The organism is Aquitalea pelogenes, assembly GCF_041914625.1.
GTDB lineage: Bacteria > Pseudomonadota > Gammaproteobacteria > Burkholderiales > Chromobacteriaceae > Aquitalea > Aquitalea pelogenes.
Map to the genome: position 1 here is coordinate 1 of NZ_JAYSDA010000001.1, position 17,179 is coordinate 17,179.

Genomic DNA, 17,179 nt, shown 5'->3' on the forward strand with positions numbered 1-17,179 from the left:
CGCCCTGCAGATGGACATCAAGATCCAGGGCATCACCAAGGAAATCATGCAGGTTGCCCTGGCACAAGCCAAGGAAGGCCGCCAGCATATCCTGGGCCTGATGAAGGAAGCCGTGGAAGGCCCGCAAGAGCTGTCTGCCCACGCTCCGCGTCTGTACGTGATGAAGATCAATCCGGAGAAAATCCGTGACGTGATCGGCAAGGGCGGCGAAACCATCCGCTCCATCACCAAGGACACCGGCACCGAGATCAATATCGAGGAAGATGGCACCATCACCATCGCCTCCATCTCCGGTGAAGGCGCCGAGGCTGCCAAGAAGCGTATTGAAGAAATCACCGTTGAAGTTGAAGTGGGCAAGATCTACGAAGGTACCGTAGTGAAGATCCTCGACAACAACGTCGGTGCCATCGTTTCCATCCTGCCGGGCAAGGATGGTCTGGTACACATTTCCCAGATCGCCAACGAGCGCATCAAGAATGTGTCCGACTACCTGAAAGAAGGCCAGGTTGTGAAGGTCAAGGCCATCGAAATGGACGATCGCGGTCGTATCCGCCTGTCCATCAAGGCGCTGCTGGAAGACGAATCCAAGGTTGCGCGCGAAACCGCCGACTCCTTTGGTCTGAAGACCCAGCAGTAATTCCTGGCAATCTGCCAAGCAAAAGCCCGCAGCAATGCGGGCTTTTTTGCGTCTGGCGGCAGGGAAGGGATGCCGGTGTGAATGTCGCGATTACGGCAGGCAGGACGCATGCTGCGCAGCATTTTGACCGCCAGATGGCGGCTGTGCCGACGATTTGTTTTGCAAGATGCTGAAAATTAAGGTGAAAATGGCGGTTTGACGGGTTTGAGATAGGTCAAGTAATTTTATAAGCAGATGTCGCAAACCGGATATGGGTTGGCCGGAAGATTCGATTAGAATCATTTCAAGCGTATTAAATCATAACAATGCCGTTTACTGCCCCGGACAGCAGGCAGAAACGGAGGACCAAGCAGGAAGGGAACTATAAAGATGAGCAATTCGATCACCCGCGCTGATTTCGACCAGGTCATGGTCCCCAACTACGGCCCGGCTGCCTTCATTCCGGTCAAGGGCCTGGGATCGCGAGTCTGGGATCAGGATGGTCGTGAATTCATTGATCTGGCTGGCGGTATCGCCGTGAATTCGCTGGGCCATTGCCACCCGCAACTGGTGGCTGCGCTGACCGAACAGGCTGGCAAGCTGTGGCATGTGTCCAATGTGTTCACCAACGAGCCGGTACTGAAACTGGCTCATGCGCTGACTTCCGCCACCTTTGCCGATCGTGCCTTCTTCTGCAACTCCGGTGCCGAGGCCAATGAAGCCTGCTTCAAGCTGGCACGCAAATATGCCGCCGATCATTTCGGTCCGGAAAAGAACGAAATCATCTCCTGCAAGAATTCCTTCCACGGTCGCACCCTGTTTACCGTGAGCGTGGGTGGCCAGCCCAAGTACACCGAAGGCTTTGCCCCGGTACCGGCTGGCATTCACCATTTCGAGTTCAACAATATCGACTCCCTCAAGGCGGCCATCAGTGAAAAGACCTGCGCCGTGGTCATCGAGCCGGTGCAAGGCGAGGGCGGCGTGCTGCCGGCCGACAAGGCCTTCTTGCAAGCTGCGCGTGAACTGTGCGACCAGCACAATGCCCTGCTGATTTTCGATGAAGTACAAACCGGCGTGGGCCGTACCGGCTCGCTGTACGCCTATCAGGAATATGGCGTGACGCCGGACATCCTCTCCAGCGCCAAGTCGCTGGGTGGCGGTTTCCCGATTGGTGCCATGCTGACCACCGACAAGATTGCCCAGAGCTTCTCGGTCGGCACCCACGGTACCACTTACGGCGGCAACCCGCTGGCCGCCTCGGTTGCCCTCAAGGTGATCGAAATCGTCAACACCCCGGAAGTGCTGGCCGGTGTACGTGCCAAGAGCCAGCGCCTGCGCGATGGCCTGAATGCCATCAACGACAAGTACAAGGTATTCAAGGAGGTCCGTGGCATGGGCTTGCTGCTGGGCTGCGTACTGACCGATGCCTTTGCCGGCCGTGCCAAGGACTTCGTCAACGCTGCCAGCAAGCATCAGCTGTTGCTGCTGGTTGCCGGTGTCAATGTCGTGCGCATGGCACCGTCGCTGGTGGTGGAAGACCGCGACATCGACGAAGCGCTGCAGCGTTTTGATGCTGCCGTGGCCGAACTCGTCGCCGCCAAGTAAGCCCCGTTTTTTCCCGCAAGAGACACCACAGCCAGGCTTTGCCGTGGCTGTGGGTACGGCTGCGCCCGCGAAACGGCGCAGCGGCTTACCCCGCAGAGGGAGGTTTCCATGTTTATCGTGCGCCCAGTCCGCACTGCCGACTTGCCCGCCATCGAAAGAATGGCCGTAGCCAGCGGCATCGGTGTGACCAGCCTGCCCAACAATCGGGACAAGCTGTTCGAACGGATCCAGCAGTCCTCATCGTCGTTCGAGTTTGAAGCCACCGCAGAAACCGGCAGCGAATACTATATGTTCGTGCTGGAATCCGCCGGCGAAGTGGTGGGTACTGCCTCCATCAGTGCCTGTGCCGGTTTTGACGAGCCGTTTTACAGCTACCGCAGCGAAACCTTCGTGCATGCCTCGCGCACCCTCAAGGTGAACAACCGGGTGCATGTGCTCAATATCTGTCACGACCTTACCGGCATGGTGCAGCTGTGCGGTTTCTATGCCGATACCGTACTGGAACCGCTGGCCGCCGAACTGCTGTCCCGTGCGCGCCTGCTGTTCATCGCCACGGCACGGCAGCGCTTTGGCCGTCGCATCATTGCCGAAATGCAGGGCATTCATGACGATGCCGGTCAGTCGCCGTTCTGGAACGCCATTGGCCGCCGCTTCTTCAATATGGACTTCCTGCAGGTGGAGCAGGCGTTTGTCGGCCACAGCAAAACCTTTATTGCCGAGCTGATGCCCAGCTATCCCATCTATGTGCCCTTGCTGCCGGACGATGCGCAAAATGCCATCGGCCAGATTCACGCCAATTTCGAGCGTCCCTGTCAGTTGCTCACCACCGAAGGCTTCGAGGCAGACAACTATATCGACATCTTTGATGGTGGCGCGGTGCTGACTGCCGAGCTGGACCGTCTGCAAACGCTGGAGCGCAACCGTTGTCATCCGGTGGAAGTGGCCGCCAGCCTGCCGGCCCAGGCCAGCATGCATCTGGTGTGCAACCAGCAGGTAGGTGACTTCGTGGCGGCAGCCATCCGCGTGGCCATTGTCGATGGTGTGGCCTTCATCAATCCGGATGCCGCCCAGGCGCTGGGTGTAAGCAGCGGCGACACCGTGCGTGTGGTCGGCTTGCAGCAAGGCTGAGGAGAGACAGCATGATGATTATCCGTCCGATCGCACATAGCGATCTGCCCGGCCTGATGAATCTGGCACGCAGTGCCGGAGTCGGCCTTACCTCCTTGCCGGTGAACGAAGAACGCCTGTCGCGTCGCATCAGCCGTTCGGTACTGTCCTTTGCCGGTGAGCTGGACCGCGCCGACCAGGGCTATGTATTCGTGCTGGAAGACAGCGAAACCGGCCAGGTTGGTGGTATCTGCGCGCTGGAAGCCGCCGTTGGCCTGAAGGAGCCCTGGTACAACTACCGCGTGGGCACCATCGTGCACGCCTCGGACGAGCTGGGCGTGTACTCGCGTCACGAAACCCTGTTCCTGTCCAACGACCATACCGGTTATTCCGAGCTGTGCACCTTGTTCCTGCATCCGGATTTCCGCGCCAACCGCAATGGCGGCCTGCTGTCCAAAAGCCGCTTCCTGTTCCTGGCGCAATTCCCGCAACTGTTCGGCAAGACCGTGGTGGCGGAAATGCGTGGCGTATCCGATGCCGATGGCCGCTCACCCTTCTGGGAAGGGCTGGGGCGTCACTTCTTCTCCATCGATTTTGCCCAGGCGGATTACCTCACCGGCGTCGGCCAAAAGGCTTTTGTCGCCGAGCTGATGCCCAAGCATCCGGTGTATGTCGATTTCCTGCCAGCCGATGCCCAGGCGGTAATCGGCAAGACCCACGACAACACCCGCCCGGCCGTAGCCATGCTGGAATCCGAAGGTTTCCGCTACGAAGGCTATGTCGACATCTTTGATGCCGGCCCTACCGTGCAGGCCTATACCAGCGAAATTCGGGCGGTGAAGGAAAGCCGCACCGTGACCGCCCGCGTACTGGACCCGCTGCCCGAAGGGGAGCGTTGCCATTACCTGGTATCCAATCAGTCGCTGACCGGTTTCCGGGTGATTCTGGCACAAGCACCAGCACCCACTCATGAATTCTGCCTGACGCCGGAACAGGCGCAGGCCCTGAACGTGCAGGAAGGCGACCACGTACGCTGCGTGGCATTGTCGCCCAAGGAGAACGCATGACCACTTTGTATATCAATGGACAATGGCTGGCCGGTGCCGGCGCAGACCTGAGCAAGACCAACCCGGCCACGGCGGAGCTCATCTGGCAAGGGCAGGGCGCGGATGCCGCGCAGGTTGATCAGGCTGTTGTGGCGGCACGTCTGGCCTTCAAGTCCTGGGCACGCACTGCACTGGACGAGCGCATTGCCATCGCCCGCCGTTTTGGCGAACTGCTGACTGCCAACAAGGATGCGCTGGCCACCATTATTGCCAAGGAAACCGGCAAGCCGATGTGGGAAGCGCTGACCGAAGTCACCACCATGGTCAACAAGGTGGAGATTTCGGTGAAGTCCTATCACGAGCGTACCGGCGAGCGCGCCGCGCCCATGGGTGATGCCCAGGCGGTGCTGCGTCACAAGCCGCATGGTGTGGTGGCCGTGTTCGGCCCGTACAACTTCCCCGGCCATTTGCCCAATGGCCATATCGTTCCTGCGCTGCTGGCCGGTAACTGCGTGTTGTTCAAACCGTCGGAACTGACACCGTGGACCGCACAGGAAACGGTACGCCTGTGGGTGGAAGCGGGCTTGCCGGCCGGAGTGATTGCCCTGCTGCAAGGTGCGCGTGAAACCGGCATCGCCCTGGCCGGCCACAAGGGCATCGACGGCCTGTTCTTTACCGGCAGCTCGGCCACTGGCGAACTGTTGCACCGCAATTTCGGCGGTCAGCCGGACAAGATCGTGGCGCTGGAAATGGGCGGTAACAATCCGCTGATCGTGGAAGACGTGGCCGATGTCGATGCCGCCGTGCATCACATCATCCAGTCCGCATTCGTGTCGGCGGGACAACGCTGCACCTGCGCGCGTCGCCTGCTGGTGCCGCAAGGTGCGTGGGGTGATGCGCTGCTGGCTCGCCTGGTTGAAGTCACCGCCAAGCTGAAAGTGGGGCAGTACGACGAACAACCGGCACCGTTCATGGGTGCGGTAATTTCCAATGCCGCCGCTGAAGCCTTGCTCAAGGCCCAGGCCTGGTTGCTGGACAACGGCGGCAAGAGCCTGCTGGAAATGCGCCGCCTGACGCCGGATGCCGCCATCCTGTCGCCCGGCATCATCGACAGCACTGCGGTGGAGCGCCCGGACGAAGAATTCTTCGGCCCGCTGCTGCAAGTCATCCGCTATGCGGACTTTGATGAAGCCATCGCCATTGCCAACGACACCCGATTTGGCCTGGCCGGTGGTGTGCTGTCGGATAGCCGTGCCTTGTACGAACGCTATCTGCTGGAAAGCCGCGCTGGCGTAGTCAACTGGAACAAGCCGCTGACCGGTGCTTCCAGTGCTGCCCCGTTCGGTGGCATCGGTGCCTCTGGCAACCATCGCCCCAGCGCTTACTATGCCGCGGATTACTGCGCTTACCCAGTGGCCTCGCTGGAATGCGACAGCCTGACCGTGCCTGCCCAACTTTCTCCGGGGATTACACTGTGAACGCCTACGAAGTGAATTTTGACGGCCTGGTTGGGCCGACACATAACTACAGCGGCCTGTCCTTTGGCAATGTGGCTTCCACCAGCAATACCAAGGCAGTGTCCAATCCCAAGCAGGCAGCCCAGCAGGGTCTGGCCAAGATGAAGGCGTTGCACGACCTGGGCTTCAAGCAGGGCGTGCTGGCCCCGCACGAGCGCCCGGACGTGGCCAGCCTGCGCCGCCTGGGTTTTTCCGGTACGGATGGCGAAGTGGTGGCGCGTGCCGCCAAGGAGGCCCCGGCCATTCTGGCGGCAGCCTCGTCCGCTTCCTGCATGTGGACGGCCAATGCCGCTACGGTCAGCCCGTCTGGCGATACCGCGGACAAGAGGGTGCACTTTACCCCGGCCAATCTGAACAACAAATTCCACCGTTCCATCGAGCATCCCACCACGCGCCGTCTGTTGCAGGCGATGTTTGCCGACGAACAGCACTTCATGGTGCATGAAGCCCTGCCGGCGCAGATGCACTTTGGTGATGAAGGTGCGGCCAACCATACCCGCTTCTGTGCGGAATATGATGCTGCCGGGGTGGAGTTCTTCGTATTCGGCGCGGCAGCATTCGATGGTCGTTACCCGGCCCCGCAGCGCTTTCCGGCGCGACAGACGCTGGAAGCCTGCCAGGCCGTGGCGCGCCTGCATGGTTTGTCGGAATCCGGCGTGGTGTATGCCCAGCAGGACCCGGCCACCATCGATGCCGGTGTGTTCCACAACGATGTGATTTCGGTGGGTAACCGCAATGTGCTGTTCCACCATGAAAAGTCTTTTCTGGAGCAGGGCAGGGTGCTGGAAGAGCTGTCACGCAAGCTGGCGGCCGTGGGTGGGCAGTTTGTACCGGTGGAAGTGCCGGATGCCGAAGTGAGCGTGGCCGAGGCGGTGAAGAGCTATCTGTTCAACAGCCAGCTGCTGTCCAAGCCGGATGGCAGCATGATCATCGTGGTGCCGGAAGAATGCCGCAACGTCGAGCGTGTGTGGAGCTATCTGCAAAAGATGAGCAGCAGCGGCGGCCCGATCAATGAAATCCGCGTGTTCGACCTCAAGCAGTCGATGCAGAATGGCGGCGGCCCGGCTTGCCTGCGTTTACGCGTGGCGATGTCGGCCAGCGAGATTGCTGCAGTCAACCAGGGCGTGCTGATGAGCGATGATCTGTTCGCGACGCTGAACGCCTGGGTGGAGCGGCATTACCGTGATCGCCTGAGTGCGGATGATCTGGCCGACCCCTTGCTGCTGGACGAATGCCGCACGGCGCTGGACGAGCTGACGCGCATCATGCGGCTGGGTTCGGTTTACCCCTTCCAGCTGGCCTGAGCCAGATCATGCATCAGGGCAGGGCGATGTCTTCATTCCGGTCAGTCGCCCTGTTTCTGTCTATATATAAAGCCACCTGCGGGTGGCTTTTGTGCTGTTATGGGGCGCTGCTGCATTTTTTGCCACATTGTGGGGCAAATTTCCCGTTTTCAGCGCCAAAAAACTGGCCCGACTCTTGCTATAGAGGCCGCAAGAAACTGTTTTGTCTGTACTGCTTGCTTAATGATGTAGTGAGCCGACAAAAATTTTGCAGGGATGCGGTGTGTTCAGTCGGGCGGACGATTGTATCCCGAAGATTGTATACATTCGAATGAGTGCGAAAATTCTGTGTTCGCATTGGAATGCGAATGAACATTTCTTTTCGGTTGCGAATATTTTCAAGGGGAAACATGTCAAAAATGTGAAAATGCAGGCTTTGCCAGGTGTGTTCTCGCGCAGTGAAGATATCCGATATTATCTTGCTGCAGCGCAGTAATATACTTGAGAAAAAGCCAATAAAATCAATAACTTGCAATAATCTTAAATGATTTGCCTTTTTGCTGTTTTTCACCGGTTTTTCAGATTGACAGTCGATTGAATCCACACGCATAATCCGTGCGGCTGTCAGACAGAAACCAGGAAAATGGTTCGATACGACAGGCAACAACTACAGGTGGCATAAGAAGAGGGGAAGCCCTACAAGCTGCTGGGTCGTTTAAATCAAAGGAGATCTCCCACGTGGACATTTTTTTCCAACAGATCCTCAATGGTCTGGTACTTGGTAGCATCTATGCGCTGATCGCGCTGGGTTACACCATGGTGTACGGGATCATGGGGCTCATCAACTTCGCCCATGGCGAAGTCGTGATGATTGGTGCAATGGTTTGCATTACCGTCGTTTCTACCCTGATGCACTCGGGTGTGGACCTTCCAGGCTGGGCTATCGTGCTGATCGGCACGCTGGTTGCCATTCCGGCTTGCGCCTTGCTGGGCTTTGTCATTGAACGGGTGGCTTACCGTCCGTTGCGTGGCGCTCAGCGTCTGGCTCCGCTGATTACTGCGATTGGCTTGTCCATTTCGCTGCAGCAGATTGCCATCCTGATCTGGGGCCGCAACTACATCCCGTTCCCTGACCTGCTGAATGCAGACACCGTCAGCATCATGGGTGCCAGCATTACCAAGCTGCAAATCATGATCGTGGTGCTGTGCCTGGTGCTGATGATCGGCCTTCTGGTTGTGGTTGAGAAAACCAAGCTGGGTCGCGCCATGCGTGCCACCAGTCAGAACCCGGCCGTGGCCGGCCTGATGGGTGTCAACGTCAACACCATCATTTCCGCCACCTTCATGCTGGGCTCCGCCCTGGGTGCGATTGCCGGTGTAATGGTTGCTACCAACTATTCCCAAGCTCACTACTACATGGGCTTCATGATCGGCCTGAAGGCGTTTACCGCTGCGGTGCTGGGTGGTATCGGCAATCTGGGTGGTGCAGTGGCCGGCGGTATCCTGCTGGGCATCATCGAAAGCCTGGGTGCAGGTTACATCGGTCAACTGACCGGTGGCTTCCTGGGTTCCAACTATCAGGACATCTTTGCCTTCATGGTGCTGATCCTGGTGCTGATTTTCCGTCCGTCCGGCCTGCTGGGCGAAAAGATGGCTGACCGCGCCTGATCTGGGGGAGAAATAACATGAGCAAGGCATTTGATTCCAAACAAGTCGGGCTGTTCATCGCCAGCGGCATTGCCCTGTGCGTACTGCCCTTCGTGGTAGGCGGCGCGCTGGGTAATTCCTGGGTGCGTATCGTCGACTTCGCGCTGTTGTACGTGATGCTGGCACTGGGCCTTAACATCGTGGTGGGCTTTGCCGGCCTGCTCGACCTGGGCTTTATCGCCTTCTATGCCGTGGGTGCCTATACCTACGCATTGCTGGGTTCGCCGCACTTCGGCATTCACTGGCCCTTCTATGTCACCATTCCGCTGGGTGCGCTGTTTGCCGCCTTCTTCGGTATTCTGCTCGGTACTCCGGTACTGCGCCTGAAGGGTGACTATCTGGCCATCGTGACGCTGGGTTTCGGTGAAATCATCCGTATCTTCATGAACAACCTGAACGCGCCGGTCAACATCACCAACGGCCCGCAAGGTATCAACCTGATCGACCCGATCCGCGTGGCCGGTGCCGACCTGGGTTCGCCGATCAACCTGTTCGGCATGTCCCTGCCGCCGGTCTATCTGTACTACTACCTGTTCCTGGTGTTGACCGTCATCGTGGTGATCATGGCTTCCCGCCTGCAGCACTCCCGTATCGGCCGTGCCTGGGTTGCGCTGCGTGAAGACCAGATTGCCGCTTCGGCCATGGGTATCAACATCCGCAACATCAAGCTGCTGGCCTTTGCACTGGGTGCGCTGTCCGGTGGTGTGGCTGGTGGCCTGTTCTCTGCCTTCCAGGGTTTTGTATCGCCGGAATCCTTCAGCTTGCTGGAGTCCATCATGATCCTGGCCATGATCGTTCTGGGTGGCATGGGTAACATCGCCGGTGTGATCCTGGGTGCTGTCGTGCTGACCATTGCGCCGGAAATCCTGCGTGACGTGATTGGCCCGCTGCAGATGAAGACCATGGGTCGCATGCTGATCGACCCGGAAAACGCCCGCATGCTGCTGTTCGGCATTGCCATGGTGGTGATGATGCTGGTTCGTCCGGAAGGCATGCTGCCGTCCAAGCGCCGCAAGGCCGAATTCAAGGACGCCAAAGAAGCGGCTGCGCAGAAAGGTTAAGTCATGGCTGAAGTACTGCTGAAAATCGAAGGCATCAACAAGCGTTTTGGCGGTCTGCACGCATTGAGCGATGTCGGCCTGACCATCAACAAGGGTGAAATCTACGGTCTGATCGGCCCGAACGGTGCCGGCAAGACCACGCTGTTCAACGTGCTGACCGGCCTGTACGTGCCGGACGAAGGTTCCTTCACCTTCGACGGCCACAACCTGTTCCAGGCCAAGCCGCACGTGGTGGTGAACGCCGGTATCGCCCGTACTTTCCAGAACATCCGTTTGTTCGCGGAAATGACTGCGCTGGAAAACGTGATGGTGGGTCGCCACATCCGTTCCAAGGCCGGGGCACTGGGCGCGGTACTGCGTGACCGCCGTACCCGCGAGGAAGAAAAGGCGATTACCGCCAAAGCCTGGGAACTGCTGGAATACGTAGGCATTGCCGACGTGGCCGACGAACGTGCCCGCAACCTGTCCTACGGCCACCAGCGTCGTCTGGAAATTGCCCGCGCGCTGGCCACCGAGCCCAAGCTGCTGGCACTGGACGAACCGGCTGCCGGTATGAACCCGCGTGAAACCGAAGAGCTCAAGGAGCTGATGAGCAAGATCGCCAAGAGCGGTACTACGGTTTTGCTGATTGAACACGACGTCAAACTCATGATGGGTCTGTGTGACCGTATTGCGGTGCTGGATTACGGCAAGAAGATTGCCGAGGGCATTCCGGAAGAAGTACGCAAGAACCCGAGAGTGATTGAAGCTTACCTGGGAGCGGCACACGCATGAGCCTTCTGGAAGTTAAAAACCTGCAAGTGGCTTACGGCGGCATTCAGGCTGTTCGTGGCGTGGATTTCCACATCAACCAGGGCGAACTGGTCACCCTGATCGGTGCCAACGGTGCCGGCAAGACCACCACCCTGAAAACCCTGATCGGCATGGTGAAGCCGTCCGGCGGCAGCATCACTTACGATGGCAAGCTGAACGGCACCATTCCGTCCCACGACTATGTGCGTCATGGTCTGGTGATGGTGCCGGAAGGCCGTGGCATCTTCAGCAAGCTGACGGTGGAAGAAAACCTGCAAATGGGTGCCTACTACCGCAATGATAAGGCGGCCATCCAGAGCGAAATCGAGCGCGTGTACGAACTGTTCCCGCGCCTGAAAGAGCGTTACAAGCAGCTGGCCGGCACCCTGTCCGGCGGCGAACAGCAAATGGTGGCCATGGGCCGTGCCATGCTGTCCAAGCCCAAGCTCTTGCTGCTGGATGAGCCGTCCATGGGCCTGGCACCTATCATCGTGGAAAAGATCTTCGAGATCATCCAGATGATTGCCAAGGAAGGCGTGACCATGCTGCTGGTGGAGCAGAACGCCAAACTGGCCCTGGAAGTGTCCCAGCGCGGTTATGTGATGGAAAGCGGCCGTATCACCATGGGTGGCCCGGCGCGCGAATTGCTCGACGACGAACGCGTGCGTAACGCCTACCTCGGCGAGTAAGCAAAAGAGTCTTCAATGACAGCAACGATTAGCCCCGAAGTACTGGTCCACCAGCTCTTCGGGGCCTTTTTATTGCCCCCGCTGCTTTTCATTCTCCCCATCGCCCTGGGGCTGTTGCTGCGCCGCCGTGCGCCTGCCATGGGGGCCAGTCTGGTATGTGTCGGCCTGCTGCTGGCCTATCTGTTGTCCATCCCCCGTACTGCCATGTGGCTGAATGCCGGTCTGGAGCGCTATCCGGTTGTAAATACTGCCCAGCTGCAACAGCAACAGGCCATCGTGGTGCTGGGCGGCGGCAAGAAACCGGCTCCCGAATACGAGCGTAACGAACCGAGTGCCGATACCCAGACCCGGCTGCGCTACGCCGCCTTTCTGGCACGACGCACTCATCTGCCCCTGCTGGTGACCGGTGGCTCACCCTATGGTGGCGAGCCGGAAGGCGAGGTGATGGCGCGTACCCTGCAACAGGACTACGGCCTGTCAGTACGCTGGGTGGAAATGCAGTCCAATACCACGCTGGAGAACGCCCGTTACAGTGCGCTCATGCTGAAAAAGGCAGGCATCAGCCGTATCGTGCTGGTCAGCCAGGGCTGGCATCTGCGCCGCGCGCTGCCGTTTTTTCAGGCCCAGGGCCTGAATGTGCTGCCTGCACCCACCGGTTTTGTCCGTTATGATGGCGCAGGGCTGGCCTGGTATCTGCCCACCGGGCGGGCCATGCAGGAATGCCATTCCGCCTTGCGCGAATGGCTGGGCATTTTCTTTTACTCGGTACAAGGCTGGTTGCACGGCAGAGCCACGCAGCCGGATTGATGCCGGGTCAACTCCGAGCAAGAGGTGTGAAGCGTGAACGTTGCAGCCATCATCATCGGCGATGAATTATTGTCCGGCAAACGGCAGGACAAGCATTTGCAATCCCTGATCCGCATTCTGGCGGCGCGTGGCCTGAGCCTGGCCACTGCGGAATACGTGGGTGACAACCCGGCACGCATCACCGCCGCCTTGCAGCGTGCCTTTGCCAGCGGCGAACTGGTGTTCAGTTTTGGCGGCATCGGTGCCACCCCGGACGACCACACCCGCAGCTGTGCCGGACAGGCGCTGGGCTTGCCGCTGGAGGTTCACCCCGAAGCCGGTGCGCTGATCGAGGCACGCTTTGGCGAGGATGCTTATCCGCACCGCATCAATATGGCGATGTTCCCGTCAGGCAGCCGCATCATCCCCAATCCGGTGAACCAGATTGCCGGTTTCTCCCATGGTGATGTGCATTTCGTGCCGGGCTTTCCCGCCATGGCCTGGCCGATGATCGAATGGGTGCTGGACAGCCAGTACCGCCATCTGTTCAATGACAGCCCGGATGTGGAAGCCGGGGTGATTGCGCTGAATGCGCGCGAGGGCGACCTGATCACCCTGATGCAGGATTTCAGCCAGCGCTATCCTGCCCTCAAGCTGTCCAGCCTGCCCAGTTTTGGCAACGAAACCATTCCGCAGATGCACATCGACTTCGGCTTTACCGGCCAGCGCCAGCTGGTGGAAATAGCCATTGCCGAATGGCGCAAGGCACTGACGGCGGCGGGTTATACCTTGCGTGAACGGTCTTGATCTGTTGTGTGGCACAACTGAAAAAGGGGCTTTACGCCCCTTTTTGCTTTGCTGGACCTTGCCTCAGCGCCCGGTTTTCAGCTGTGTCCACAGCCGGTTTTGCAGCCGCATGATGTCAGCCGGTACCGGTTCCAGCAGGAACAGCTTGTTGATGAGGGCTGGTGGCGGGTAGATGGCCGGGTCGTTGGCAATCTCCGGTTTCACGAACTTGCGCGCCGCCGCATTGGCAGTAGGGTAGAACACGGTATTGGTGATGCCGGCGTTCACCTGCGGAGTTTGCATATAGTTGATCCACTGCAGGGCGGAATCGACATTCTTGGCTCCCTTGGGAATCACCATCACGTCAAACCACAGTGGCGCACCGGTCCGGGGAATGTAATAGGCCAGCTGATAGGGGCGTTTTGCTTCGGCAGCGCGGGTTTTGGCGATCACCACGTCACCGGAGTAGCCCAGTACCATGCAGATATCGCCATTGGCCAGTTCGTTGATATAGCCGGACGAGCTGAAACGCTTGATATAGGGGCGGATTTTTTGCAGGGTCTGGAAGGCAGCCTGATAGTCGGCCGGATTGCGGCTGTTAGGTTGCTTGCCCAGATAGTGCAGGGTGGTGGCGAACACGGCCTTGGCATCGTCCAGTACCGAAATGCCGCAGCCTTTCAGTTTTGCCGCTTTTTGCGGGTTGAACAGATTGTCCCAGTCGTCCAGCGGCGCGTCCTTGCCCAGTAGCGGCTGTACCTTGGTCAGGTTGTAGCCCAGGCCGTCGGTGCCGTAGGCCCAGGGAACGCCATACAGATTGCCCGGGTCGGCCCCGGCTATCTTGGCCATCAGTGCCGGGTCCAGATTACGCAGATTGGGCAGCTTGCTCTTGTCCAGCTTCTGGAAGGCCCCGGCCTGAATCTGCTTGGCCATGAAGTCCGAGGTGGGAGTGACGATGTCGTAGCCGGAGCTGCCGGTCAGCAGCTTGGATTGCAGGGTTTCATTGCTGTCGTAGTTGTCGTAGCGCACCTTGATGCCGGTCTGCTTTTCAAAGCCGGGGATGGTGTCCTTGGCAATGTAGTCGGACCAGTTATACACATTCAGCACCCCGGCGGCGCTGGACGCCTGGCTGGCAGCGGCCAGCAAGAGGGTGGTGGCAAACAGTTTTCTGGTTTTCATGGCTGGTTTCCTGAGCGGTTGAATACGTCGTCATGAAGGACTTTGGACTGTCTGCTGACGGCGAGGTTTCATGCCTTGCTGCGCAACAGGCCGAATGGCCCTGAGGCGTGTGCGCTAGCCATGAAAAACCCGGCACAGGGGCCGGGCTGGCGTGGATGAGAGTGCTTTCACTCTTGCGGATGGAAATACTGCAGGATGCTGGAAAAATCCAGCTGGCCATTACCGGCAGCCGCATGGTTCTCGTACAGATTGCGCGCCAGCGTGCCCAGTGGTGTGGCGGCATGGCTGTCCAGCGCGGTGGTTTCGGCCAGGCCCAGGTCTTTGAGCATCAGCGCAGTCATGAAGCCGCCGCTATAGCCACGGCTGGCCGGGGCGGTTTCCATCACCCCCGGCCATGGGTTGTACAGCTCCAGCGCCCAGTTGCGGCCGGAGCTCTTGCTCATGATGTCCGACAGTACTTTCGGGTCCAGCCCGTTCTTCACCCCCAGCGCCAGCGCTTCGGCGGTGCCTGCCATCAGGATGCCCAGCAACATGTTGTTGCAGATCTTGGCGGTCTGGCCCGCGCCGTTGCCACCAGCGTGGAAAATGTTCTTGCCCATGGCCTCCAGCAACGGGCGTGCTTCGGCCAGATCGGCCTCGTCACCGCCGACAATAAAGGTGAGGGTACCGGCAGCGGCCCCGGCGGTGCCGCCGGAAACCGGTGCGTCCAGCATGCGCAGGCCAGCTGCAGTGGCAGCATCGGCCACCTTGCGTGCATCGCTGGCGGCAATGGTGCTGCAGTCAATGACCAGCGTACCCTTGGGCAGGCTGGCAAACAGCCCTTGCTCGCCCAGATACAGCGCCTGCACATGCTTGCCGGCCGGCAGCATGGAAATCACCACGCTGGCGCCTTGCACGGCGTCCAGCGCGCTGCTGGCGGCGCGCGCACCGGCGGCTTGCAGCCTGGCCAGTGCGTCGGCAGACAAATCGAAAGCGGCGACGCTAAACCCCCTGGCCACCAGATTGAGCGCCATCGGCCCACCCATATTGCCCAGTCCGATGAAGGCGATGTGTGTCATTGTCTCTCTCCTCTTTTGTTGTACTTAAGGCAAGGTGGCCAAAGGGTGCTGCTCTGCCGGCCACGGTGCCACAAAGTGGCTGTCCACCCACGCCTGCGGGATGTCGGCCAGCTGGCGGTAGTGCCATTGCGGTTGCCTGTCCTTGTCCACCAGCAGCGCACGCACGCCTTCGCGGAAGTCGGGTTTGTGGCAGAAGTTGAGCGACAGGATCAGCTCCATGCGCAGCGCTTCGGCCAGCGACAGGTGGCGGGCACGCTGGAAGATTTCCCAGGTTACGGCGGCGGACACCGGGCAGCCGTGACGGAAGTTTTTGGCGGCACTGGCCAGCCAGTCGTCGTCGAACTGCCAGCTGCCCAGGGCATCGGCCACTGTGGCGAGGTCGCCCATGCTCATCAGCTGATGAATGGTCAGCAGATTGGGGGCGACATTGGACGCTGGCAGGCTGCTGCGTGCGGCGTGTTCCAGCTGGCTGAGCAGGGCGGAAACCTGGGCGCTGCGGGTGGCGCTGTCGGCATCCCAGTATTGCTGTTGCAGCTGCTCCAGCAGCTGTGGCCAGGCTTCGCTGGCCAGCACGTGGTCGGCCAGATTACAGATCAGCGCATCATGCGCATTCAGTGGTGCGCCGGTCAGGCCGAGGAACAGGCCGACGCGGGCTGGCATGCGTTGCAAAAACCAGCTGCCGGCCACGTCCGGATACAGGCCGATGGTGATTTCCGGCATGGCAATGCGGGTGGCGCTGGTAGCCACGCGGTGGCTGGCCCCGGCCATCAGGCCCAGTCCGCCACCCATCACGATGCCATGCCCCCACACGATGAGCGGCTTGGCATAGCAGTGGATGTGGTAGTCCAGCGCGTATTCTTCGCGGAAGAAGGCCAGCGCCTGCGGCTGCGGGTGGCTGTCGTCGCTCAGCAGCGCTTCGCGCAGGGCGCGCACATCGCCACCGGCGCAGAAGGCCTTTTCGCCAGTACCGCGCAGCAGTACTGCGGCGATGCTGGAGTCAGCTTCCCAGGCGGCAAGCTTGGCTTGCAGCAGGCGGATCATCTCCAGCGTCAGCGCATTGAGCGATTTTTCGCTGTTGAGGGTGGCAATGCCGATGCGTTTGCCATCGGCACAGCGGCGTTCTTCAAACAAGACAACATCGGGCATGACGACTCCTGTCAGCGGTTGTGCCATTGCGGGCTGCGCTTGGCCAGAAAGGCCTGCACGCCTTCTTGCTGGTCGGCGGTATCGAACAGCTTGATGAATTGCTCGCGCTCGTGAATCAGGTTGTAGCCGGGCGGTTCGATGCGTGCGCGCTGCACCAGCTGTTTGCACACCTTGACCGAGGAGGGGGACTGGCGCGCCACTTTTTCCGCCAGCTTGAGCGCGGCTTCCAGCGCCTGGCCCTGACCGACCACTTCTTCCACCAGGCCGATGCGTTCGGCGGTGTCGGCATCCACCCGCTCGCCACACAAAATCATGCGCTTGGCCCAGCCTTCACCCACCAGCCATGGCAGCTGCTGGGTGCCGCCAGCGCAGGGCAGCAGGCCGACCGCGGCTTCCGGCAGCGCCATTTGCGCCTGGACTTCGGCAATGCGGATGTCGCAGGCCAGCGCGCATTCCAGCCCGCCGCCCATGGCATAGCCGTTGATGGCGGCAATGCTGACGCCACGGAAAGCGGCCAGCGACTCGAAGGCCTCGCCGAACAGCATGGTCATTTCGGTGGCCACCAGCTTGTTGCCGTCGGCAAACAGATTGAGGTCGGCCCCGGCGGAGAAGAACTTGCTGCCGCTACCGGTAATCACCAGTGCGTAGATGTTGTCGTCCGCGTTCAGGTCTGCCACCAGTTGCTTGAGCGCGTTCAGGCTGGCGCGGTTCCAGGTGTTGGCTGGCGGGTTGTCGATGGTGACTTGCGCAGTATGGCCGCGTTTTTCCACTTGCAGATGAGCGTAATGTGTCATGGCGTTCCCG

The 17,179-nt window shown here is 59.9% G+C and carries 16 protein-coding genes; 12 read left to right on the forward strand and 4 right to left on the reverse strand.

Annotation, left to right across the window (positions count from 1 at the left end; all coding sequences use genetic code 11):
• The 12 genes from ACE3SE_RS00005 to ACE3SE_RS00060 form a co-directional block, all read left to right on the forward strand.
• The coding region (locus ACE3SE_RS00005) for a S1 RNA-binding domain-containing protein (RefSeq protein ID WP_374553101.1) at positions 1–637 on the forward strand (637 nt) is incomplete at its 5' end.
• Between the two features lie 369 nt (positions 638–1,006).
• Complete coding sequence (locus tag ACE3SE_RS00010; protein ID WP_374553102.1) at positions 1,007–2,221, forward strand: aspartate aminotransferase family protein; 1,215 nt, start codon at positions 1,007–1,009, stop codon at positions 2,219–2,221.
• Between the two features lie 108 nt (positions 2,222–2,329).
• Positions 2,330–3,349 (forward strand): arginine/ornithine succinyltransferase subunit alpha, encoded by a 1,020-nt coding sequence (gene aruF, locus ACE3SE_RS00015; RefSeq protein WP_045845299.1) that lies wholly within the window; start codon positions 2,330–2,332, stop codon positions 3,347–3,349.
• Positions 3,350–3,360: 11 nt separating this feature from the next.
• Positions 3,361–4,395, forward strand: coding sequence for an arginine N-succinyltransferase (gene astA, locus ACE3SE_RS00020; protein ID WP_045845298.1), 1,035 nt, complete (start codon positions 3,361–3,363; stop codon positions 4,393–4,395).
• Positions 4,392–5,852 carry a succinylglutamate-semialdehyde dehydrogenase gene (gene astD, locus ACE3SE_RS00025; protein WP_374553105.1) on the forward strand — a complete coding sequence of 487 codons (1,461 nt, stop codon included), beginning with the start codon at positions 4,392–4,394 and terminating at the stop codon, positions 5,850–5,852. The genes astA and astD overlap by 4 nt, the downstream gene beginning before the upstream one ends.
• Complete coding sequence (gene astB, locus ACE3SE_RS00030) at positions 5,849–7,195, forward strand: N-succinylarginine dihydrolase (RefSeq protein ID WP_374553106.1); 1,347 nt, start codon at positions 5,849–5,851, stop codon at positions 7,193–7,195. The genes astD and astB overlap by 4 nt, the downstream gene beginning before the upstream one ends.
• 717 nt (positions 7,196–7,912) lie before the next feature.
• Entirely contained in the window at positions 7,913–8,842 is a 930-nt protein-coding gene (locus ACE3SE_RS00035) for a branched-chain amino acid ABC transporter permease (RefSeq protein WP_131359099.1), read from the forward strand.
• Positions 8,843–8,859: 17 nt separating this feature from the next.
• Entirely contained in the window at positions 8,860–9,942 is a 1,083-nt protein-coding gene (locus ACE3SE_RS00040; RefSeq protein ID WP_374553109.1) for an ABC transporter permease subunit, read from the forward strand.
• 3 nt (positions 9,943–9,945) lie between these two features.
• Positions 9,946–10,716 carry an ABC transporter ATP-binding protein gene (locus tag ACE3SE_RS00045; protein ID WP_045845293.1) on the forward strand — a complete coding sequence of 257 codons (771 nt, stop codon included), beginning with the start codon at positions 9,946–9,948 and terminating at the stop codon, positions 10,714–10,716.
• The gene (locus ACE3SE_RS00050) at positions 10,713–11,423 is read left to right on the forward strand and encodes an ABC transporter ATP-binding protein (RefSeq protein WP_045845292.1); all 711 of its coding nucleotides are present in this window, start codon (positions 10,713–10,715) and stop codon (positions 11,421–11,423) included. Before ACE3SE_RS00045 ends, ACE3SE_RS00050 begins: the two co-directional genes overlap by 4 nt.
• A gap of 15 nt (positions 11,424–11,438) precedes the next feature.
• Entirely contained in the window at positions 11,439–12,230 is a 792-nt protein-coding gene (locus ACE3SE_RS00055) for a YdcF family protein (RefSeq protein WP_374553112.1), read from the forward strand.
• 33 nt (positions 12,231–12,263) lie between these two features.
• A complete protein-coding gene (locus ACE3SE_RS00060) occupies positions 12,264–13,016 on the forward strand; it encodes a competence/damage-inducible protein A (protein WP_374553114.1) in 753 nt (250 codons plus the stop codon).
• Between the two features lie 63 nt (positions 13,017–13,079).
• Here ACE3SE_RS00060 and ACE3SE_RS00065 read toward each other — a convergent pair whose 3' ends face one another.
• From ACE3SE_RS00065 to ACE3SE_RS00080, 4 genes are all read right to left on the reverse strand, one after another.
• Positions 13,080–14,171, reverse strand: a complete 1,092-nt coding sequence (locus ACE3SE_RS00065) for a polyamine ABC transporter substrate-binding protein (protein WP_374553116.1) — start codon at positions 14,169–14,171, stop codon at positions 13,080–13,082.
• Positions 14,172–14,338: 167 nt separating this feature from the next.
• Positions 14,339–15,229, reverse strand: coding sequence for a 3-hydroxyisobutyrate dehydrogenase (gene mmsB, locus ACE3SE_RS00070; protein WP_374553118.1), 891 nt, complete (start codon positions 15,227–15,229; stop codon positions 14,339–14,341).
• 24 nt (positions 15,230–15,253) lie between these two features.
• On the reverse strand, positions 15,254–16,375 hold the full coding sequence (locus ACE3SE_RS00075) for an enoyl-CoA hydratase/isomerase family protein (protein ID WP_374553120.1): 1,122 nt from the start codon (positions 16,373–16,375) through the stop codon (positions 15,254–15,256).
• Positions 16,376–16,386: 11 nt separating this feature from the next.
• Positions 16,387–17,169: an enoyl-CoA hydratase gene (locus ACE3SE_RS00080; RefSeq protein ID WP_374553122.1), complete on the reverse strand. Its 783-nt coding sequence runs from the start codon at positions 17,167–17,169 to the stop codon at positions 16,387–16,389.
• Between the last annotated feature and the right edge of the window lie 10 nt (positions 17,170–17,179).